At 50.1% G+C, this 20,624-nt stretch carries 16 protein-coding genes; 3 read left to right on the top strand and 13 right to left on the bottom strand.

Annotated features, from left to right (window positions below; genetic code table 11):
- Nucleotides 1-10 precede the first annotated feature (10 nt).
- Nucleotides 11-4,339, top strand: coding sequence for a glycosyltransferase (locus H6F90_RS30205; protein ID WP_199296104.1), 4,329 nt, complete (start codon nt 11-13; stop codon nt 4,337-4,339).
- Here the strand turns inward: H6F90_RS30205 and H6F90_RS22650 are convergent.
- Together H6F90_RS22650 and hslO are read right to left on the bottom strand one after the other, a co-directional pair.
- Nucleotides 4,336-6,420, bottom strand: coding sequence for a chromosome segregation ATPase (locus H6F90_RS22650; RefSeq protein WP_190554403.1), 2,085 nt, complete (start codon nt 6,418-6,420; stop codon nt 4,336-4,338). The two genes, H6F90_RS30205 and H6F90_RS22650, sit on opposite strands and share 4 nt — an antisense overlap.
- 164 nt (nt 6,421-6,584) lie before the next feature.
- Nucleotides 6,585-7,481: an Hsp33 family molecular chaperone HslO gene (hslO, locus tag H6F90_RS22645; RefSeq protein ID WP_190554402.1), complete on the bottom strand. Its 897-nt coding sequence runs from the start codon at nt 7,479-7,481 to the stop codon at nt 6,585-6,587.
- 224 nt (nt 7,482-7,705) lie between these two features.
- Between hslO and H6F90_RS22640 the strand changes: the two genes are divergently transcribed.
- Both H6F90_RS22640 and H6F90_RS22635 read left to right on the top strand, forming a co-directional pair.
- A complete protein-coding gene (locus H6F90_RS22640; RefSeq protein ID WP_190431249.1) occupies nt 7,706-8,095 on the top strand; it encodes a hypothetical protein in 390 nt (129 codons plus the stop codon).
- Nucleotides 8,096-8,160: 65 nt separating this feature from the next.
- Nucleotides 8,161-8,739, top strand: coding sequence for a GNAT family N-acetyltransferase (locus tag H6F90_RS22635; RefSeq protein ID WP_190554401.1), 579 nt, complete (start codon nt 8,161-8,163; stop codon nt 8,737-8,739).
- A 6-nt stretch (nt 8,740-8,745) separates the two neighbouring features.
- Here H6F90_RS22635 and H6F90_RS22630 read toward each other — a convergent pair whose 3' ends face one another.
- From H6F90_RS22630 to H6F90_RS22580, 11 genes are all read right to left on the bottom strand, one after another.
- Nucleotides 8,746-9,414 carry a DUF6882 domain-containing protein gene (locus H6F90_RS22630; protein WP_190554400.1) on the bottom strand — a complete coding sequence of 223 codons (669 nt, stop codon included), beginning with the start codon at nt 9,412-9,414 and terminating at the stop codon, nt 8,746-8,748.
- 18 nt (nt 9,415-9,432) lie between these two features.
- A complete protein-coding gene (locus H6F90_RS22625; RefSeq protein ID WP_190554399.1) occupies nt 9,433-12,765 on the bottom strand; it encodes a PAS domain S-box protein in 3,333 nt (1,110 codons plus the stop codon).
- A 144-nt stretch (nt 12,766-12,909) separates the two neighbouring features.
- A complete protein-coding gene (locus H6F90_RS22620; protein WP_199296103.1) occupies nt 12,910-13,353 on the bottom strand; it encodes an S-adenosylmethionine decarboxylase family protein in 444 nt (147 codons plus the stop codon).
- Nucleotides 13,343-13,936, bottom strand: coding sequence for a DUF4178 domain-containing protein (locus tag H6F90_RS22615; RefSeq protein ID WP_190554398.1), 594 nt, complete (start codon nt 13,934-13,936; stop codon nt 13,343-13,345). Before H6F90_RS22615 ends, H6F90_RS22620 begins: the two co-directional genes overlap by 11 nt.
- A gap of 16 nt (nt 13,937-13,952) precedes the next feature.
- Complete coding sequence (locus tag H6F90_RS22610) at nt 13,953-15,572, bottom strand: polyamine aminopropyltransferase (RefSeq protein ID WP_190554397.1); 1,620 nt, start codon at nt 15,570-15,572, stop codon at nt 13,953-13,955.
- 1 nt (nt 15,573) lies between these two features.
- The gene (locus H6F90_RS22605) at nt 15,574-15,801 is read right to left on the bottom strand and encodes a hypothetical protein (RefSeq protein WP_190554396.1); all 228 of its coding nucleotides are present in this window, start codon (nt 15,799-15,801) and stop codon (nt 15,574-15,576) included.
- A gap of 40 nt (nt 15,802-15,841) precedes the next feature.
- The gene (locus H6F90_RS22600) at nt 15,842-16,831 is read right to left on the bottom strand and encodes a hypothetical protein (protein WP_190554395.1); all 990 of its coding nucleotides are present in this window, start codon (nt 16,829-16,831) and stop codon (nt 15,842-15,844) included.
- Nucleotides 16,832-17,009: 178 nt separating this feature from the next.
- A complete protein-coding gene (locus H6F90_RS22595) occupies nt 17,010-17,753 on the bottom strand; it encodes a Crp/Fnr family transcriptional regulator (RefSeq protein WP_190554394.1) in 744 nt (247 codons plus the stop codon).
- A 288-nt stretch (nt 17,754-18,041) separates the two neighbouring features.
- Nucleotides 18,042-18,410 (bottom strand): VOC family protein, encoded by a 369-nt coding sequence (locus tag H6F90_RS22590; RefSeq protein ID WP_242024594.1) that lies wholly within the window; start codon nt 18,408-18,410, stop codon nt 18,042-18,044.
- A gap of 200 nt (nt 18,411-18,610) precedes the next feature.
- Nucleotides 18,611-19,087: a hemerythrin domain-containing protein gene (locus tag H6F90_RS22585; RefSeq protein ID WP_190554393.1), complete on the bottom strand. Its 477-nt coding sequence runs from the start codon at nt 19,085-19,087 to the stop codon at nt 18,611-18,613.
- Nucleotides 19,088-19,210: 123 nt separating this feature from the next.
- Nucleotides 19,211-20,254, bottom strand: coding sequence for a hemerythrin domain-containing protein (locus H6F90_RS22580; protein ID WP_190554392.1), 1,044 nt, complete (start codon nt 20,252-20,254; stop codon nt 19,211-19,213).
- Nucleotides 20,255-20,624 lie beyond the last annotated feature (370 nt).

Raw genomic sequence — 20,624 nt, 5'->3', positions numbered from 1 at the left:
TTCAAACCCAATGATTAATCAATCCATTCACCAAACAGCTAATCCCTTAAAACTATATTTGGGCTGTGGCCGCAAAATCAAACCAGGGTATATCAATGTAGACCAATATTTAGCTGGTCCAAACATCACCCAAATGGATGTTTTTAATTTGCCATTTCCTCCAAATAGCGTGGATGAAATTTTTACTGAGCACATGCTAGAGCATCTGAGTAAGTATGAGGTGCCTCAAGTATTAAAAGAATGGGCTAGAGTTCTAAAGCCGGAAGGCCAACTCGTCATGAATTTGCCCAACTTGGAATGGTGCCTGCGGCAATGGCTTGACAAACCCGAATCAGAGCGTTGGGGCTGGCAGCTTGATACTATCTTTGGTCTCCAAAGCCATCCGGGTGAGTTTCACAAAACTGGTTTTACGGCTCCTCGATTACGTCAATTGCTCGCAAAAGCTGGCTTTCGCGACATTAGCATTGCAGATTGTTGGTCCCACGAACAGAGCTGTTTTTGGGTGGAAGCTAGTAAAGCGCCTAAAAATACAAATCTTTTAGATAAGGTGGCTTATTCCACGAGTATCGTTGTACCTTGGTGGGATCACGGTGAGTTATTAGAAATTTGGGAACGCAACTTAAAACATTTATCGGACATTGAAATTATTTTTGTTGACAATGGTAGTCAGCCTCCCACCAGAGATGCTCTAAAGAGATTTTGTCAGACTCATAATATTAAGTTAATTCGTAATTCTGAAAACCGAGGTTTTGCCGCAGCAAATAATCAAGGAATTCAAGTTGCCAGCAACGAATATATTTTATTTCTTAATAACGACATTGAGGTGCTAACTGCTCCAGTTCCCTACCTATGTCAGCTTGCTGGCGAAGGATTGGCAGGCCCAGGCCCTAAGCAAACTGAAACTGGGGAAGTTTATTTAGAAGGCTGGGCTTTGTGTGTCAAAAAACAGGTATTAGAAAGCTTTGGTGGTTGGTGTGAAGACTATGGGCCAGGATATTGGGATGATGTTGACTTCTGTCATCGCGCTAAATCCAGTGGGTATTCGCTCACTCCAATTCCCGAAGAGATTAAGCATCAATTATTTACCCACAACCAAAACACAACAGGTCGAGATGGACGGCTCAATCAATTGAAGTTGCATGTCCGTAATCGTGGCATTTTTATTCAAAAGTATTACCTGAATAAAATGCCTAAGATTGTCATTGATGGCATGTTCTTTCAGTTTTCTAATACTGGTATTGCTCGTGTTTGGTCAACCTTGTTAGTGGAATGGTCTAGAAGCAATTTTGCTGATCATCTTTTAGTGTTAGACCGTAATGGTTCTGCGCCGAGAGTTCCTGGGATTCGCTATCGCCTCATTCCACCCTATAGCTATAGCAATGCTGCTCTCGATCGCGCCATTCTTCAGCAAATTTGTGACGAGGAGCAGGCTAGCTTATTTATTTCCACTTATTACACCACCCCGATTTCAACGCCTTCGGTATTCATGGCCTATGACATGATTCCGGAGCAAATTGGCTGGGATGTAGACGAGTTTATGTGGCGGGTCAAGCACTATGCCATTCAGCATGCTGACCGTTACATCGCAATTTCTCAAAATACTGCACGGGACTTAGCTAAACTCTTTCCTTACATTGCTCCGGAAGCGATCGCCGTTGCGCCTTGTGGGGTACAACCCAGTTTTGTCCCGGCTGGTGACGCAGAAGTGAATGAGTTTAAACAGAAGCACCAGATTACGCAGCCCTATTTCTTGATGGTGGGCACGAGAAACGGCTACAAGAACACCATTTTGTTTTGCAAAGCCTTTGCCAAACTCGCGAATGCTGCCGACTTCAGTATTGTTTGCACAGGTGGAAACCCCACGCTGGAACCTGATTTGAGTGCTTGCTTACCCGCAGGCACCAGAGTTCATCTGCTGCAACTCAACGATGCCGAATTACGAATGGCCTACGCTGGAGCGATCGCGCTCGTATACCCTTCCCAGTACGAAGGCTTTGGGCTACCTATTTTAGAAGCAATGGCTTGTGGTTGTCCGGTCATTACTTGCCCCAATGGTTCCATCCCAGAGGTAGCGGGTCAAGCTGCCCTTTATGTCAAGGACTCAGATGTTGCAGGACTGACTGCCGCGCTGCAAAATGTGCAGAACCCAACTTTGCGCGACCCACTGATCAAAGCAGGCTTAGAGCAGGCTAAACAATTCTCTTGGCTCCAGATGGCGAAAACTGTGAGTGAAACGTTGATGGCAGCAGCTCAGCAAGCACCTCCATCAACACCCTACAGTGCTCCAATGACAATCGCAGCGGTGGATAATCGACGCTTAATTGCTCTGGATAATAGCCCTGAAACCAGTTCGGGTCTTAGCCCTGTTACCACCTCTGGCAGCCAAGCGGCTCTGCCACCTCAGCCTGTAGCGCTCCCATTACCCACGCCACCCGCAAACCCCGAAACCTATGAGCAGTACCAGCGGATGGGCAGAAGCTTGATCGCAGAGCATCAGCTAGAAGATGCCATTCAAGCTCTGGAAAAAGCTCACCAATTGAGTCCTCGCGATCCGGTTGCGCTCCAGGATTTGGGCACTGCCTACAAAGCCAAGGCAGATGAGTCTCGCATGCAAGCCGACTTTTATCTAGGGTTTGCTTTATACCGTCAAGGCAAATACCAAGCGGCGATCGAGCGGTATCAGAAATTCCTCAGGTCTGAGAAAACAGGAGTTGCCCCAGAACTGATTCAGCGAGTTTATAAGTGCTTAGGTGATTGTTTTCAGCGCTTGGGGCAGTACGACGCGGCCATTCAGCTCTACCTGGAAGCGGTACAGGCTTATCCTACCGCCACAAAGCTTTACTTTGACCTAATTTCTGCCTTGCGAGATGACGGCCAAACTGAAGCCGCGATCGCCGCTGCGACCGAAGCTTTGAGTTTGTTACCGAATGATCTTTCTCTCAAGCTGGCCCAGCAGTTAACTTTGCCCATTTTGTACGCAACTACTGAGGAGATTGCAGTATCTCGGCAGCGGTTCAGTCAAGGCTTGGCCCGCATCGGGGCTGAACTCGACTTGTCTACACCGGAAGCCAGCAAAAACGCCCTCGAAGGCATTAGTCGTTACGCTAACTTCTACCTGGCTTACCAGGGTGAAAACGATCGCGCTTTACAACAACAATACGGGCTGTTGGTGCATCAGATTATGGCGACCAACTATCCCCAGTGGGTGCAAGATCGACCGATGCCACCTTTAAGCCCGAGTGGCAAAATTCGCATTGGCTATCTCTCAGACTGTCTACGGTTGCATACAGTAGGCAAGTTGTTTTTGGGCTGGCTGCGTCATTGCGATCGCGAAAAATTTGAAATTCATTGCTATTCTCTGAATCGAGAGCAGGACGCAATTACGCAGGGAATTCAACGTTACAGCGATGCCTTTCATCAGATTTCTGGCGATTTGACAGGCATGTGTCAGCAAATTCTAAACGATGAACTACACGTACTCACGTTTCTCGATATTGGCATGCATCCCAAGGCTAGCCAGATTGCCAGTCTGCGCTTAGCTCCGGTACAGTGTATGACTTGGGGGCATCCAGTGACATCGGGCTTACCCACGGTTGACTATTTCCTCTCTAGCGACCTAATGGAGCCTGAGAACGGTGAGGAACACTACTCCGAGCAATTGGTGCGGCTACCCCAAATCGGTATTGCTTATGCCAAACCTACTATTCCCGAGCTAATCAAGACTAGAGCTGATTTTGGATTGCGCCCCGATGCGGTGGTCTATTTGTCTTGTCAGTCACTGTTCAAGTACCTGCCGCAGTACGACTTTGTGTTTGCCGCGATCGCGCAACAAGTGCCTCACACCCAGTTTGCTTTTCTCGCTCACTTTAGTGCTGCTGTCACTGAAAAGTTTCGTCAGCGCTTACAGCGGGCTTTCGCCGCAATAGGTCTAAACAGCGAGAACTATTGTGTGATTTTGCCTCGACAGAACCAAGCAGGGTATTTGCAGCTCAATCTTTTGTCCGATATCTTTTTGGATACGTTTGACTGGTCTGGCGGCAATACCACCCTAGAGGCGATCGCATGCAACTTACCCGTCGTCACTTGCCCAGGCGAATTTATGCGAGGACGACATGCAGCAGGAATTTTGCAAGCTTTGAGCATCCCAGAGGCGATCGCGGCTAACCCAGAAGAATATGTGGCGATCGCAGTTAAGCTAGGGCTGGATTCTGCGTGGCGGCAGGAGATCGAGCAGCGCATTACCCAAGGCCATGCCCAGCTTTTTGATGACTCAAGTTGCGTGAAAGCCCTAGAGTCCTTTTATCAACAGGTGGCTCAAGGGAGTGGCTCCAGACTTTAGTTGATCGGGCGAATCTGTGGAGGCGTGGGTTCTACAAGAACTTTAGGAGGTTCAGGGGGTTGTAGAGCTTTCCTCCACTCGCCAATTTGGAGCTGGGCTTGAGCATAGGCTTCCGTACGAGCAGGGACCTTTTGGGCGATCGCGATCGCGCTGGGCAAGTCATAGTTGGCTTGGTTTTGGGCCAGCACTAAAATAGATTGGCTCCACTGATTAATGGCGGCTTCAGCATCAATTCGTAGGGAACTGGAAGCGGGAATTTGATCCGCTTTTTGGATCGCCGCTGCTAAGGCATCTGGGGTTGCGGCAGTCGCTAAGCTTTGAGCTTCCTGCCAATTTTGCTCTGCTTGAATCAGGCTGCGCCAAGAGCGGATTTCATCCTGCGCCTCATCATAGAGCGCCCGACCAGAAGTGATTTGGTCGGCGGTAGCGATCGCACTGGTTAAATCTCCACTGCTCGCGAAGGCTCGGGCTTGATCTAAGTAGGGTTGGTCTTGTTGCCGCTGAATTTCCCTGGTCCACTGGCGGATTTTGTCTTGGGCTTCACCATACAAAGCGCGACCTGGACCGACTTGGCTGGCCTCATTAATCGCGGATTGCAGCGAGTTAGCATCTCCCGCCAAGGCATATTCATCCGCGCGATCGAGGTAAGGCCGATCTTCCGTCGTTTCAATTTGGCCGCGCCAGCGAGCAATTTCTTTCTGAGCTTCATCCCAGCGAGGATTGGAGCGGTTGACTAAGCTAGCTTCTGCGATCGCCGATCCTAAGGCATTCGGAGTCCCCCCTTGCGCTAATTGACGGGCCCGATCGAGATGGGCGACACCTTCAATTTCTCGCTGCCAGCGGGTAATCAACTGCTGGGCTCTAGCGTACATGGGACGCTTACGATCGAGCTTTTGAGCTTGAGCGATCGCGGCTTCTAAGTCTGCGACCGTCCCTTGCCAGGCTTGAGCTTGAGCATCAGCCAGATCAATAAAGTCTTGCGCTTCTTCCTCTAAGTTGGCACTATCAGGAATCTTACGGGCGATGGCGATCGCTTCTGTCGCGTTGCGTTCTTCTAGGGTCGCTTGGGCTAAATTCAGCATTTTGCGACCAAACTTGGCGATCGCGGTTTGTGCCTCTTTGTAGATGTAACTGTTAGGGCTGATCGACTCCGCTAGCTTAATCGCCTTGAGCAAATTGTCGAGACCACCAATATCGGCCAGTTCTTCGGCTTTGGCTAACTTGTTGCCTTCTTCCTTAGCAACTCGAATGCGTTCGTTAAGTTCTTGATACTTCGTGGTTTCCCAATAGGTATTACCCACATAAAGCAAGCGCACTGCCTCGGTAAACGCTTGATGCCACTTGCGCTCTCGCATAGCAGCTTCTGATTTTTGATAAATCGCCTCTGCCTTCTCCCAAATCAATTGCCAGCGCTCGATCCGTTCATTCACGAGGGCATGAGCCGATGTGTTTTCTGGAATTTTGCGGGCCGTAGCAATCGCTTCTTCGAGCTTGCCGGCGTTGAAAGAAGTCTCAGCCAAGTTGAGGATATCTGATGACCACTGTTGAATTGAGCGGTCAATATCGGACCGCAAAGGGTGATCGAGAGGCAAGTTGTGAACTAGCGCGATCGCCTCTAGCAAATTCTTCACGGTCTGCTTGTTGGCTGCAACTTGAGCACAGTAGAGCCGCATGGAAGCAGATGCCATCGGCCAGAAGATCGAGGGGCAATTCGGCAACGCAGGCGATCGGACCAACAACGCCACCGAGACAACTGCCGCTCCTCCCGTAAGCAACAAGGTAGTCAAGCCCCAAAATCTTATGCTTGTGGGCAATCGTAACCGTCTGCGATCGCGGGGGCTGGGGGGCTGGGTCAGCGGCGGGGGAGCAGACCCCGGTACGGCATAAGCAGGTTGCTCCGTCTGACCGAGCGTCGAAACCACAGGCCGAACTGGGTCTGGAGGCACAGCTCTGACCACAGGACGCGGAGTCGGATGGGTTGAGGGGCGAGGAGCAGGGGGGCGGTCGGGGTTGCTTGAATTCTTTATCCGGAGAGGCCGATCGGCTGGCCTACGGTCTGGAGTTCCGCGATCTCTGGTCATAGCCCACCTAACAACTCCCACCTAACAATTCGTAGTGCAACGGCTTTGGCTGCTCCAAAGCAAATGCAGTAGTTGTCATCCTACCCTCCTCAAGCCCCAAAAAGTCAAATCTTTAGGTTTAGATGACACTCTTCGTAGACTTTCTCTAGCCTCCCGGACTTTCGTTAGGATTCGGCTCGCAACTCGGAAATCAGTTGCGCTAGTTCATCACTGCTGGCTTGATAAACCTCATTACAGAAGTGACAGGTAGCTTCAGCGCCGTTGTCTTTTTCGATCATGTCTTGCAGTTCCGTTTCGCCCAAAATCTTGAGCGCCCCTAGCATGCGATCGAAGGAGCAACCACAGTGGAACCTAACCAACTGAGTTTCTGGAAAGATTTCTAATCCCATATCCCCCAACAACTGCTCAAACATTTCTGGCAGCGTTTTGCCTGCTTGCAACAGCGGGGTAAACCCAGACAATTGGCCAATGCGAGACTCTAGAGTTGCTACTAGTTCTTCATCACGAGTCGCTTTAGGCAAGACTTGGATCAACAAGCCTCCTGATGCGGTTACACCTTCCGCACCGACGAATACGCCCACCACCAAGGCTGAAGGAGTTTGCTCAGAAGTCACTAAATAGTTGGCGATGTCCTCACCAACCTCACCAGAGACAATCTCTACAGTGCTGGAGTAGGGATAGCCATAGCCCACATCCCGCACCACATACACATAACCTTCGTGACCTACCGCACCACCAACATCCAATTTGCCTTTGTCATTGGGAGGTAGCTCAATTTCTGGATTATCTACATATCCTCGAACCGTTCCATCTAAGCCCGCATCAACTAAGATGCCGCCCAAAGGCCCGTTACCCCGAATCCGGATGTTGATTCGCGATCCGGGCCGTTTCATACTGGAGGCCAACAGCAATCCGGAGGACATGGTACGACCCAGAGCTGCTGTTGCTACATAGGAGAGCTGATGCCGCTGTCTAGCTTCTTCGGTGAGGCGAGTTGTAATCACTCCTACCGCTCGAATGCCGCCATCAGCCGCAGTTGCCCGCATTAACTGATCCGCCATGAAAAAACCTTACATTTCTTAATTCACTATTTCTATTCTAAGTTGTGGGTTGATGGCCTTGGCAGCGATCGCTAGGATCTCGCTAAGGTCTTTCTGGTCCTGAAGCAAGCCAGGGACGCAGCCAAAGCGATCGCGTTGCTCACGGTTCGGCTAAGAACTGCCTGAACTTGGCATACTGAAAGAACTAGAGAACCAACTGATCTGCGGAGCCGCCATTCAAGCTTATGTGGGGTACTTTTCAACAAAGCAACTTGCGAATTGAGGTGAATGCCTCAGCCGCTAACATTCGGGATAGTTTGCTCCAACCCGCTCAACTGCAAAAGTGGTTGTGGCCAGAACGCTTATCCCCCGGATTGCCAGAACAGTTGCATGCTGGGCTATCATTCACCAGTTGGCTAGGTCCGATCGCAATTCAGCATCAGGTAGATGTAGCGGAACCGAATTGTCTGCGTTTGCTCTTGAGCCAAGGCGTTGATGGCTTCCATGAGTGGTGTTGGGGCGATGGCTGGCTGCAATCGCGGCTAGAAGGGGTTTCGCTCTTACCGCTAAATGCGGGGCAAACCGTGGCGCTTTTGAGTTTGCGGCAATTCTTAGCCAGACAGTCTGACAGCTAATGCCTTTCAGTTTCAGGGTTATAGAGCCAGTGACAGAACGGGTAGGCAGCGGAGTGTAGTGATTCATGCTGGCTAAAACTTCGCTGTCTGGAAGCCGAGTCCGATTAACTAGTTGGATGCCCCAAGATTTACCCGCTTTGGCGCATTGGTATCAACAATCTGACTTTTTACGGTTGTTAGATGCTCAGCCTGCTTACCCCTACTCTGAAGCGTTTTTAGGTCAATGGTTAGAAGAACGCCAAAAATCTAATCATGCTTTCATCTTTGCGGTGCGTTCTGCCACTCCAACCGAACCTGCGACCATAGGCACCAACGACACGCTACTGGGCTATGTAGAACTAGACGGCATCCTGTGGAATCACCAAGTGAGCTGGATCAGCATTGCCATTGGGGAGGAACACTGGGGCCACGGTTATGGCTTTGAGGCGATGCAACTGGCGCTGACCTTTGCCTTCGAGGAGCTAAACTTGCACCGCATTCAACTCACCGTCTTTAGCTACAACGATCGCGCGATCGCCCTATACGAGAAGCTTGGGTTTCAGCGCGAAGGCATCTATCGAGAGTTTGTCCACCGCAGCGGCGATCGCCACGATATGTATCTTTACGGTCTCCTCCGTCCCGAATGGAAAGACAAGTTCGGTTAATTGGCCCTAATCTTGTGTTGTCAATTCAATCAAGCGCTGGTTTTGATCGAATTTTGCGGTAATCGCCCGATCGCCGTTAAATCGTCCCAGTACATAGTTCTCTCGCTCTGAAATTTCTAAGTTGTAAAAGCTGAGGTAACAGGCAAAGGCTTGGCGATGATTGCTGAGTGCAAAAGTTGAGATGAACTGGGGAAACACAAAGGCAATTCGGGCGATCGGGTCATCAATCGGCCAACGATAATCGGCTTGTTTGAGTAAGACGAACAAAGCTCCACCTGCATAGGGAGCGCAGTAATAAGCATTAGCTTGGCAAAGCCCACTCGCAACCATTGATAAAGCATGGCCGTTGATTTCATCGCTAAGCGATAGTTGTGGTTGCTTAAGTTCAGCAATTGCAGCGCGATCGCCAAAAGCCGCTAACTCCAATGCATCTTGCAACAACTGTTCAGGAATATGACTCTCTGCATTAGCCCAGCTCCACAACCAGGTTTGGCTACTATCTGACTCACTGCCTAGAATTTGCACTGGAAAGGTCAAAGTTTCATTAAACTCCAACGTGCCAGCTTCCATGTCAAACCACCAAGTATGCTCGCCGAGCAATTCACTCAAACACAACTGTTGATCGAAAGCTGCGGCTCCATGAGTCAACAAAAGTTCTGCAAATGTCGTTACCATTGCTAGCTCTGATAGTTTTTAGTTAAGGTGAGCGGCTTGGTGCAACGGAATTGTAATGATAAATTCGGTGCCTTGACCCAGTTGGGAGGTGCAAGCCAGAGAGCCACCATGCTTTTCGGTGACGATTTGATAGCTGATTGACAGCCCCATGCCTGTGCCTTTGCCCACCGCTTTAGTTGTGAAGAAAGGATCAAAGAGTCGTTGCTGGATGGCGGCAGGAATGCCTAAACCATTGTCTGAAATCCGAATGATTGCCTCCTGATGAGGAGTTAGTTCGGTTTGAATTTGAATCGTGGGGATAAAATGCTTACCCTGCTCTAGCGCCTCCTCTAGTGCATCAATGGCATTACTCAAGATATTCATAAACACCTGATTCAGTTGGCCGACGTAGCATTCTACCCGTGGCAAATCGCCGTAATGCTTAATCACTGGAATTTCAATGCGATCGCTCTTAGCTTTGAGGCGATGCTGCAAAATCATCACGGTGCTGTCGATGCCATCGTGTAGGTCTACTGCTTTCACCTCTGCCTCATCCATGCGCGAGAAAGTCCGCAGCGAAGTCACGATCTTCTGAATCCGCTCGGCTCCCACCTGCATCGAATCAAGCAGCTTTGGCAAATCTTCTAGCAGAAACTCTAGATCAATGGCCTCCGCTTCAGCGGCGATCGCTGGAACTGGCGTGCTGTAGTGTTCCTGGTAAAGCTGCACTAAGCCCAGCAGATCTTGCGTGTAGGTGCGAGCATGGCTGAGGTTGCCATAAATAAAGTTGACTGGGTTATTAATTTCATGGGCGACTCCTGCCACTAATTGCCCCAGGCTCGACATCTTTTCGCTTTGCACCATTTGGGCCTGGGTGCGCTGGAGTTCTTGCAGGGCGGCTGCGAGGTCTGTGGTTTGCTGTTGCAATTGCGCTTCTGCTTGTTTGCGCTCTTCTTCAACCAGCTTCCGTTCACTAATATCTGTCACGGTGCCTACATAACCTACGACTCCGCCCTCAATGCCCTTTTCTGCCACCGCCTGACCAAAAACCCAGGAAATGGAGCCATCAGGACGCTGAAAGCGATACTCCAGGCGGAAGGCCTGTTTAGCCTGGATAGATTGTTGCCATACGAGCGAGACGCGATCGCTATCTTCGGGATGAATCGCCCCCGCCCAACCGCTACCCTTAGCTGTTGAGGGAGTCAGACCCGTAATTTGGCACCAGCGCTGATTGACATAGATACAGCCACCGTCGGCATCGGTCCGAAAGATGCCCACCGGAACCGTGGCAGCCAAAGTGGCATAGCGTTTCTGGCTCTGACGCAAAGCTTCTTCCGTCTGTTTGCGCTCGGTCGCATCCGTGCCCACCGACAGGATTTCTACCAGTTGATTTTGTTCATCCAAAATCGGTTTATTCGCCCAGGCAATCCATACCCGTCGTCCATCCTGGCAGCGATTTTCATTTTCGTTGTGGGCATAGTCTTCGGGATGCTGATGAATGGCGATCATCAACATTTGCAGATCTCGGCCAGAGGTTTCGGTTTCAGGAACGATGGTGCCAACGACATTCTGACCAATCAGTTCGTCTGTGGCAAAGCCGAAAAAGCGGGCTCCGTAATCATTAATAAACCGAACTGTGCCAGTTGTATCCCAGCGGAGAATGATACAGTTAGCCGTCTGCACTAAGTCACGATACTGGGCTTCACTAGCTTTGAGCGCTTCTTCGGTTTGCTTGCGCTCGGTAATATCGCGAGCAGTGGCGTAGATCAGCCCTTCTTGGGCGTAGGGTGTGGAAGTCCAAGAGAGCCAACGGTAGGAGCCATCTTTGCAACAGTAGCGGTTCTCGAAAGAAATGCTGCCTTTACCACTGAGAAGTTTGGCCGCCTCGGCAGCGGTCGTCGATTGATCCTCAGGATGGACAAAATCGATGAATGGCTGAGCCGTCAACTCCTCAGTTGTGTAACCCAGTGCGTGCTCAAAGGCGGGGTTGATCCGCTTGAAATAGCCATCCACTCCAGCAATGCCCAACATATCGCCAGCCAGGGTAAAGAAGCGATCGCGCTCTGATTCTGCTTGCTGGCGTTCATCTTCTGCCCGTTTGCGCTCGGTAATGTCCTCGACCATCGCCACAAAAAATTGAAACTGCCCCCTCGCATCTCGAATGGCAGAAACGGTTAAGTTGGCCCAGACTAAGGTACCGTCAGCGCAAAGAAAACGGCGTTCTCGCTGGAAGCTGTCTCTGGTGCCCGCAATGCAAGCTAGACACAAGGGTGCTTCGATCGCCCAATCTTCCGGCAAGGTCAGGTCTTGGGGGGTCATGGTGGGTAATTCTGCTTCGCCGTAGCCCAGCAGTCGCTGCCAGCAAGAATTGGCTTGGCGAAACTTTAGGTCTGGCCCAACCACCGCAATTCCCAGACCAGAGTTTTCAAAAATGGCTCGGAAGCGTTCTTCACTGGCTTCGCGATCGCAAATCTCTTGCTGGAGTCGAGCGACGAGTTGCTGCAATTTGGCGGTTCGGACTTCTACGCGAAACTCTAGTTCTTCGTTGGCTTGTTGCAGGGCCAATTCTGCCTGTTTGCGCTTGGTGATCACTTGGGTAAACATGATCAAGCCGCCCACTTCGCCAGTGCGCTCGTACCAAGGCCGCACTTCCCACTTCAGCCAATCTGCGGTGCCATCTGCTCTGGCAAACACTTCTTCGTCACAGCACTCCACCGCTCCTGCCAAACAACGTTGATGCACCTCCCGCCAGCGATCGGGGACTTCTGGAAAGAGGTCGTAGTGACAACAACCTTGAATGTCGCGATCGCCTAAACCATAGTCTTCTAGCCAGCGGCGGCTCACCATCAGGTAGCGCATCTCGCGATCGAGCATCGCCACTGCCGCAGGGGTATGTTCGATGAATAAGCGCACCTGCTCTTCGCGCTGTTGTAGAGCCAGAGCTGATTGTTGACGCTCAGCTTCGATTTGCTTGCGTTCGTTTTCGACACGCTTCGCTGCACTGATGTCGCGAATGCTGCCAATTAGCAGAGTGTTGCCTGTGTCATCCACAAAGACTGATTTTTTCGTGGCAATGACATAGGTTTCTCCATAGACATTAGTAAAGCTTTCCTCGTTTTCCTGGGGCCTACCCGTCGTGAAGGTCAGCTCATCTTGTTGCCAAAAGACCTCTGCTTGCTGTTGCGGGAAGAAGTCGTAATCTGATTTACCCAGCAAAATCTCGCGGCTATGACCCAAAAACTCGCAGAAGGCATCATTGAGAAACAGCCATCGGTGTTGACGATCCTTGATAAAGATGGGGTCAGGCATCCCATTAATCACTTTCATCAGAAAGCTTTGGGACAAGGTTAAATCGTTTACCGAAGTCTGCATGGTTGGTAGTGCCGAGAATCGCTAGGCGGATGCTATCCTTCATAATTCCCCCTAAGTTCAAATCGGCTTACATACAGCCAAAAGAGGTAAAAAAAGCTACCCACGCATCGACTTGCAACAGCCTTCATTTTCCCTACAGCAGGGTTAACTGGTGATTGACAAGCAGTGCCAATGCTCTACACAACTCTTTCCGGTAATTTGTAAGCTCAGCAGTTGCGCCAATTGTTCGGCTTTGACCTGGTTGCCTTGCTCAAAATCGCAAACGTGAATGTCAACCGTGACCTTGGCTTTCTCCGGCCAGAAGTGCAGAGCCACATGGGATTCTGCTAACAGGGCGATCGCAGAAACGCCGTGGGGCTGAAAGGTAAACGCCACCTCTCCTACCATTGTTAGCCCTACTTGCCCAACGACACTTTTTAGCAAACTGAGAAAATCAGCTTCTGTCCAGTGATACACAACAGCAGCAGCGGGAAGAATCGCAGAAAGATGGTGAGAGCTAAGTGTAGGGGAGGTCATGAGCGATCGCCAATCATCTATAAAAATTGGAAAAATCAGAGAAACGTAAAAGAGGAGAAACCTAGACACCATAAACTCGGCGGCCATCTCCAGGTAGCAGAGTCAGAGCCGTAGGACGAATGCGATTGCCTACCGTGATTTCCAGCTCTCCTTCCCAATCTTCCACTGAGAGCACTTGGTCATCAGAGGCGGCGTAGTCGAAGTAACGGCATTGTTCGGCTTGGCGGTTTAGGGTAGTTCCTACACGAGTCATTCGGGCTGTACCTGCTGACACTTGCCGATAAGCAACACCACCAAACGTCAGTTGAGTCGGAGGCGTGCTAGGAATATCTAACCCTTGCGTTGGCTCCAAGAAATTCACTTCCACCTGATCGTCTTCTTCTACCGAAAGCCAGCGGAGGCGATCGCCGTCTTGCAGCAAGTATTCCAACCAGGTGTAGCCCTTGCTGTCGTAGGTGAGCTTGCCCTCCACGACCCAGTCGGTGCCCATGTATTGCACAATATCTCCCACTTCTAAGCTGAAGATAGTGCGGGCGAGAGGGCGTAGTTGAGCGCGATCGCCTGGGTTGGGTAAACGCCCCTGGGATTGGCGCACGACCAAAACGACACCAACTACCACCACTGCAATCACGCCAAGCCAAACTAATGTGATCATCCTCCACCTCTCTTCCTTAGTGATAAGCAGCCCAACGTGGATCAGCTTGATACTTCACCAGCACTGGGTTCGCTAAGCGATTGATTTCTACGTTGCCAAGTTGCACATCTTTAGGCAGTTGGAATAGTTGTTGCAGCAGTGGCTCAGTCAAAAACTTGGTGGCAACAGGTAACTTCAGCGTTGCCGCTTGCAAGGGGGCACGCATTGCCAAGACAAAGCCCCAAGGCCCGAAGCTGGGGACATCCGTGATGTAAGGATGCACCGATAAACCAACTGATTCCAGCGTTGCGGCAACACAGGCAAAAGCTCGCGGGGCAAAAAATGGACTCGATGCCTGCGTCACCAATACTCCAGCAGGCGCTAAGCGGGTTAATAAACGTTGATAAAAGCCTTGAGCATAGAGCTTAGCCAGCGTATCTCGGTCGGGGTCTGGAAAGTCTGCAATGATCACATCAAAAGTTTCAGGCAGCGTCGGTACGGTTAAGAAAGCATCTGCCTGTCTAACTTCTACACGCGGATCATCCAAGGCATGAGCATTGGCTTGCACGAGAAAAGGATGTCGTCGCGCCAAATTAATCACTGCTGCATCTAGGTCAATCAACAACACCCGCTCTACTTCGGGCCATTTCAGCACTTCCCGCAACGCCAAACCATCCCCTGCGCCCATGAGTAATACCCGACGGCGATCGCGATTGGCACTCATGGCGGGATGCACCAGAGCTTCGTGATAGCGATACTCATCTAAGGTGGAGAACTGCAAATCGCCATCCAGAAATAAGCGCACGTCTCCTGCTTGGCGAGTCAGCACAATTCGCTGGTAAGGCGACTGAATACGGCTGATCACTGGGGCATTGTAGAGCGTGTTTTCCAGGCGATCGCCCAATGACACAGTTAGCGGAGCCAAGGCAAAGAGGCCAAAACAAACCACTAGCCCCCAGCGCCGCCAGCGTCGTAGTTGGGGAAACGTCCGACCGAGGGCAAACACCACGAGAGCAGGCAACGCCCCAATCAGCGCCGCCGAAGGAAACATCCCTACGGTGGGTAACAAAACCACAGGCAGTGCCAACGACCCCACTAGTGCACCCAAGTAATCCAAAGCCAGTACGCCAGAGAGGGCATCTCGCACCCCTGCTTCTTGCTCTAAGATTCGAGTCAGCAGCGGCACTTCTAAACCTGCCAGGGTGCCCAACAGCAACGTCACCAGAAACAACCCAATCCAGACAGGCCCGTTGACTACGAATAAAATGAAGAGTCCTAATGGCAACAGGGCACTCAGGGGGGCGATCGCGAGTTCAATCTGGGCAAAAGCGGTTAGGAGTTGCTGCTGCTCCTGTCGCAGGCGATCGCTCTCTGACTGAACGCCGACTAGTTCATTGCCTGACTCAGGAACTGCAATAAATCGGCTCAAATAAGACCCAACTCCCATCGCGGCCAAAAAGCCACCCACGGCCACCCCATAAGCAAGCGCTTGATTGCCAACCAGGTAGCTCGCTAAAGTGCCCAGCAGCAGTTCAATCGCTAATCCGCAACTGGAAGAAATCGCCGTCGCCGCTAACAACAAATGCCGCTGCCGCCGACTTAGACTGAGGTTTTCTGGCTCACCAGCCTGCATGGTCGCTTGCCCTACAGATGTCATGTTACTTGCCTGCTCCGGGTCCACCCCCACGAAACTCCCCGTAACTGTTCCGTTCCGGGTTAGCCAGCCAAAGGCGGTTGTGGTAGCGACCCGATAAACTGGTGCCGTAGCGGGGCCAATACATCGATTGCCGTTCTTCCCGGAGGTGCAACGAGGAACTCTGGGTGTACCCAGCGGTGAGAGTAATACCTGTAACCAGAAGAGCCGCGATCGCAAATGCAGGAGTCATAGATAATCTCTAAGTTGTAAAAATATCAACAAGAACTAGATCAAGCCGTCTTCAGATGAATCACTTTAGGCAAGCCTAAGGTTTTGGCTCCGTCCCGTACTACTAGCGTGGTTTTATCAATGGGGCCGTCGGGAACCACCTCGGCGTAGAAGCCATAGGAACTGCGCGGCTCTAACAGAAAGAACACGGTGAGGGTGCCAGTCCCTTCATCTACTTTGCCGTTTTCTTTGGACAAGCTGAGCGTGACCGGAAACGAATTGGTATAGATCTGCTCACCATTCTGGTCTTTAACGAACAAATCGACTTGCAATGCTTTCGGAGAAGTTTCGTCGGAGGTAATGTCCACCGTGACCCGCACTAAGCGATCGCTCCCACCCATCACTGCGCGATCGCCCACATCACTATCCGGGATGGTCTTTTCGATGACCTGAGCGCCTGTAAGCGGAACAGCGACTAACGACAACAGGGCTAAACTAGCGGTGCCGATCAACCCAGCCCAGAGATAACGGCTATCTACCACCCCATTCTGCACCGTGACTGTGATCGGCACAGGTTGATCAATTTCTTGCCCGGAAGTGCTGGTATAGTCCAAAACTTGAATGGCGATCGTCATGGGTTCGGATTGGTTAGGGCGCACATCCAAACCACCCGTTAAATCGGATTCTTGCCAAGTGCCCGATTCGCCTTCCTCGTTCCAAGTGCCTGACTCACTCCAGGCTTGCTTAATCCCGCTGGCGAGTAGATTGCCTTGGCGATCGCGCAGTTGAATTTCGTAGGTGACCCACTGGTTGTCTGGAATCGTAGCTTCGGTGTCGATTCGCAATGCGCCGATCGGTGTTTTTTCAACCTGAATGGGTTGGAGTTCTGTCGCTTCTTCTGGGTCTACATTCAAACTCGTGGCGAGCAACGTCTTGCCTACAAAACCAGCATTGATTAACGCCAGCAACATTACTACCGCTGTAGCCAAGGTTAAGTAAGGCCAAGGGTCCATAAAGCGGCCCGCTCGCTGGGTTTGCACTTGTACGGGCATAGGCTTCCCTCAACTTACAGTAATTCACAAGGCTACTAAAGCACTCCACGCTAAAGCACTCTAATAAAATTTAGAGTTCCCAGCCGGAATGCTTCCTGCTAATAATGCCAATACATTTGCAGCCGCCCTGTTTCCGCAGTGTTTTAGCGCCGAGGTAGAGGACGCGGTTAGCAACTAGCTAACGTGAGCGATCGCTTGCCAAACTCAACAGGCGAGCGAATTCATTCTTAACCATTTGGTAGCACTCACAAGATGATGCCTCTAATCTTTTCCGATCTAGAATCCGGATCTTGCCGCGACCATAGGAAATCAACTGCTCCTGCTGTAGCTGTAGAGCTGCTTCTGTCACGCCAGAGCGTCTCACTCCTAGCATCGTTGCTAGAAACTCCTGAGTTAAAGCCAACTCCTCTGAACCTACCCCATCGCTACTCATCAGCAGCCAGCGACTGAGCCGCATTTTTATGGCGTGATGGCGGTTACAAGCAGCGGACTGCGACGCGACAACTAGGAGAGTATGGATATAGCGGTGAATCAAGCTATAGAAGTCTCCCCGGCGATCGAAGGCCGCTTTGGCAATGTCTGACCTAACTCGGATGCCCTGCCCGGGAATCTGGACCATGTTCTGCATCGGAGTGATGCCAGCATCTAAGAAGACAGGCAAACCCACAACGCCTTCACAGCCAACCGAACCAGACTCTACAGTTGCCCCATCCTCCAACACCGTCACTAAAGAAGCGAGTGCCGTAGTCGGAAAGTAGACGTAGGGAATCGGCTCATAGGGCAGAATCAGGGGTTGACCATGAGTCAGCTCAACCTCTTCTAGATGCGGACGTAGAAGCTCTAGCTCTTCACTGGGTAATTTAGCCAGCAAGCGATTTTGAATTTGCTGGCCTTTTGGCAGACGAGTCGATGTTGAGTCCATCTTCTGTGTGAGGTTGTAGGGTGACAGGACGCCAAGGACAGCCAAGCTTAGAGCCTTGAATCATTTCAATTCAAGATGTCATTCAAGCGATTAACTTTGATCGAAGTAAATGGCGTTGGTGAAGCACATAGTAATCACTCTTAATCTAACTATCACCGTAGCAAAACTGGCCCTGGTAATATTACCCTCTGTGTGATCGCCTATACAGTTCTATAGTGATTAACGGCCGCGATCGCCTACTACATCTGCTTTCTTTAAGCCTTGCCTAGTCTCGGTTTCATCTATTATCTAAATAGTTTGATGCAAAATCAAACGATTCCCTTCCGGGTCGTAAGCGTAGATTTCACGCCCATGAGTAGCCACAATGATTTCACCTAGGGGAGGAGCAGCGATCGCTTCTAGATGACTGATCGCTGTATCTAAATCTTCCACCTCCAAACATAAACTCATAGCACTATGTTTTGGAGCTTGAAACTCTGGTTGATGGCTAGTTTTCGGCTTAAAAATCCCTAACTTTAACCCCGGAAGCCAAAACTCAGCATAGGCATTTGGCAAGAGAAGCTGAGGGTCTTGCTGCAAGAATTGGCGATAAAACTCCAGCAAGCGCTCGAAATCAGTGGCAGCGATCGTGACCCAAGCAGTTTGGCAACGCATCATTTTCTTATCCCCTACCCAACCTGCTCGTTTTTTCAAAAAATTAAACCGCACGAGGCGTTGCACTCAACGCTTCATACGGCGATCGAACCCTATAAGGGGATATTACCAACCTGCTGAAAACTGTCTTTGCTGGAATTTTAACTTGGATAATCAACTCAATTGGCGGTTTAACTAGGCGATCGCCCAGTTGCCTCGCAGCTTTAGAGAGAAGCGGCTTCTACGACCTCATCTTCGAGTTTAGTTTTGGCTTCCTGAAACTCTTGGCCTAGCTGTTTGAGTTGCTGCTCATCCATGCCATCTCGCGCAGTCTCAAACACTTCTGACTCTTCTTCCTGCACGTGGTGCAGAATGGCTTTCTTCAGTTCAGCAATTTTTTCTTTGAACTCGGCTGAGTCAGGGCTAAGGGCTTTAATTTCTTCTAAAAGTGCAGCCGCCTCTTCATGCTCCGATTCTGCTTCTGCAATCATTGCATCTGTATCTTCGTACTCTCTCAGCCCAGGGTAGAAAACGAGTTCTTCCGCCCGCGCATGCAAATTGATTTCCTTATAGAGCTGGTTGAAGTATCGATATAACTGCTCTAGATTAGACGCACTCTCAATTTGAGAAAAGACCTGCTCAACTTTGCGGTGGTCAGTAGCAATTAAATCCAGAATGTTTTGGTTCTTGTCTTTAGCCATCGCTTGCAACTCCTTGGATGTTGCTACTTTGCAAAACTTAGAAAATTCCCACCACTGTAGTGGTGGGAACATTGAGGTTATTGAGGTTTGCTAAACAGATAATGATTCAAATGCAGTTAATAACTACTTCTTAGAAGCAGACATTTGATCTTGAAGTTGGCTCTTAGCAGACTTAAACTGAGTCGCCAATTGCTCAGACTGATCGCTGCTGAGGTTGTTGCGAATTGCCGCAAACATGGTGCTCTCTTCTTGACGGATGTGGTCACCCACCGCTTCCATCAACTGACGCACTTTGTCCTTAAACTCGGAAGAAGCAGGGCTGAGAGCCTTGATTTCTTCAAGCTTGCGCTTCATCTCAGCTTGCTCGTCGTATAGCTCCTGAGTGTCATTCTGACCGTAGAAGGGACGCACAGCAGGATAAACTACCCGCTCTTCTGCTTCAGCATGAACGCTCAAGTCTTTGTAGAGCTGACCAAAGTACTCTTGGATCTTTTGAGGATCGTTGGAGCCGAGGATTTCGGTAAACAGAGTGTTGGTCTTGTTGTGGTCTAAACGGATCACATCCTGGATGTTCAGGTCAGACTTATCTGAGTTCTGAGTGATCACGCTGCCAGCTACACCAGAGAGAGCAGCAACGGCATCTTGTACCCGTGCCCACAGACCTTGATCCGCTTCTTGTCCGGTGAGTTCACGCACACCTAGCACTTCTAGTACGCCCTTGAGTTGCTCTTGGTGCGCCCGGTTTTCAAAGTTAACGGTGTTGAGGGGAGTGATGGCGAGTTCAACATCAGCGCCGACTTTCTGAGCCGCTTTGTGAACGACCACTCCGCTCATCACTAGTTGATGCTTAAGTAGTTCATGCTGGAACACTTTCTCAAAAATGCTTAGCTCAGAACCGCCCATCAATTCTTGTAACTTGTCAACGAACTGACGGATGGTTTGCTTAGGCTCAGACTTGATACCGTACTGCACAATTACGGTTTCCAAGACGCCCATGTTCTTCTGGTCATCTTTGAGCATCTCTTGGAAACGATGACGAATATCTTGGTCATTGATTTCGCTGATGAATCTTTGCTCATTAGCGATGACCAGCTCTTGAAGAGCTTTAATATCAGCTAGCTTGGTACCAATCATCATCCGCTTTGTATCGTCAAGCGTTGTTACCATTTCTAAACTCTCCTGCTAGTAATCATTAGGATCGGAACTATCTCTGAGATTACTCAGGCGGTTAGCCAGGTTCATCCTTCTCCCGGCTGATAAAAAAGGCTGTTTCAGTAGGAAGAAACCTTTGATTTGGTGTTGCACAAAGGTTAGCAGATCTAGTTAGAATTGGAAGAATAACTAAAGTTATAAATTTTCAGGTCAGCAGCAATCTAAAGCTAGTTTTTATTAATATTCAAGAAATATTCAAAGATTTGATAAATCCAATTATTTCCGTCATCCACCTAAAGGTATAGAATCACTTCGAAAAATCTATATTCTTTTGCTGATACTTCTTGTCAGGCTAAAATTCATAAACTATAAAAAGTTATTTTTT

It is taken from the genome of Trichocoleus sp. FACHB-591 (assembly GCF_014695845.1).
In the GTDB taxonomy this organism is placed as follows: domain Bacteria; phylum Cyanobacteriota; class Cyanobacteriia; order FACHB-46; family FACHB-46; genus Trichocoleus.
Note: the sequence above shows the minus strand (reverse complement) of the source record. Positions and strands in the feature narration are given on the sequence as shown.

Coding starts and splice junctions, on each gene's coding strand:
- H6F90_RS22600 (WP_190554395.1), bottom strand. CDS start 16,831: ATGCCCGTACAAGTGCAAACCCAGCGAGCGGGCCGCTTTATGGACCCT.
- H6F90_RS22630 (WP_190554400.1), bottom strand. CDS start 9,414: ATGGTAACGACATTTGCAGAACTTTTGTTGACTCATGGAGCCGCAGCT.
- H6F90_RS22605 (WP_190554396.1), bottom strand. CDS start 15,801: ATGACTCCTGCATTTGCGATCGCGGCTCTTCTGGTTACAGGTATTACT.
- H6F90_RS30205 (WP_199296104.1), top strand. CDS start 11: ATGATTAATCAATCCATTCACCAAACAGCTAATCCCTTAAAACTATAT.
- H6F90_RS22650 (WP_190554403.1), bottom strand. CDS start 6,420: ATGACCAGAGATCGCGGAACTCCAGACCGTAGGCCAGCCGATCGGCCT.
- H6F90_RS22640 (WP_190431249.1), top strand. CDS start 7,706: ATGTGGGGTACTTTTCAACAAAGCAACTTGCGAATTGAGGTGAATGCC.
- H6F90_RS22580 (WP_190554392.1), bottom strand. CDS start 20,254: ATGGTAACAACGCTTGACGATACAAAGCGGATGATGATTGGTACCAAG.
- H6F90_RS22585 (WP_190554393.1), bottom strand. CDS start 19,087: ATGGCTAAAGACAAGAACCAAAACATTCTGGATTTAATTGCTACTGAC.
- H6F90_RS22615 (WP_190554398.1), bottom strand. CDS start 13,936: ATGATCACATTAGTTTGGCTTGGCGTGATTGCAGTGGTGGTAGTTGGT.
- H6F90_RS22610 (WP_190554397.1), bottom strand. CDS start 15,572: ATGACATCTGTAGGGCAAGCGACCATGCAGGCTGGTGAGCCAGAAAAC.
- H6F90_RS22625 (WP_190554399.1), bottom strand. CDS start 12,765: ATGCAGACTTCGGTAAACGATTTAACCTTGTCCCAAAGCTTTCTGATG.
- H6F90_RS22620 (WP_199296103.1), bottom strand. CDS start 13,353: ATGGTGTCTAGGTTTCTCCTCTTTTACGTTTCTCTGATTTTTCCAATT.
- hslO (WP_190554402.1), bottom strand. CDS start 7,481: ATGGCGGATCAGTTAATGCGGGCAACTGCGGCTGATGGCGGCATTCGA.
- H6F90_RS22590 (WP_242024594.1), bottom strand. CDS start 18,410: ATGATGCGTTGCCAAACTGCTTGGGTCACGATCGCTGCCACTGATTTC.
- H6F90_RS22635 (WP_190554401.1), top strand. CDS start 8,161: ATGCTGGCTAAAACTTCGCTGTCTGGAAGCCGAGTCCGATTAACTAGT.
- H6F90_RS22595 (WP_190554394.1), bottom strand. CDS start 17,753: ATGGACTCAACATCGACTCGTCTGCCAAAAGGCCAGCAAATTCAAAAT.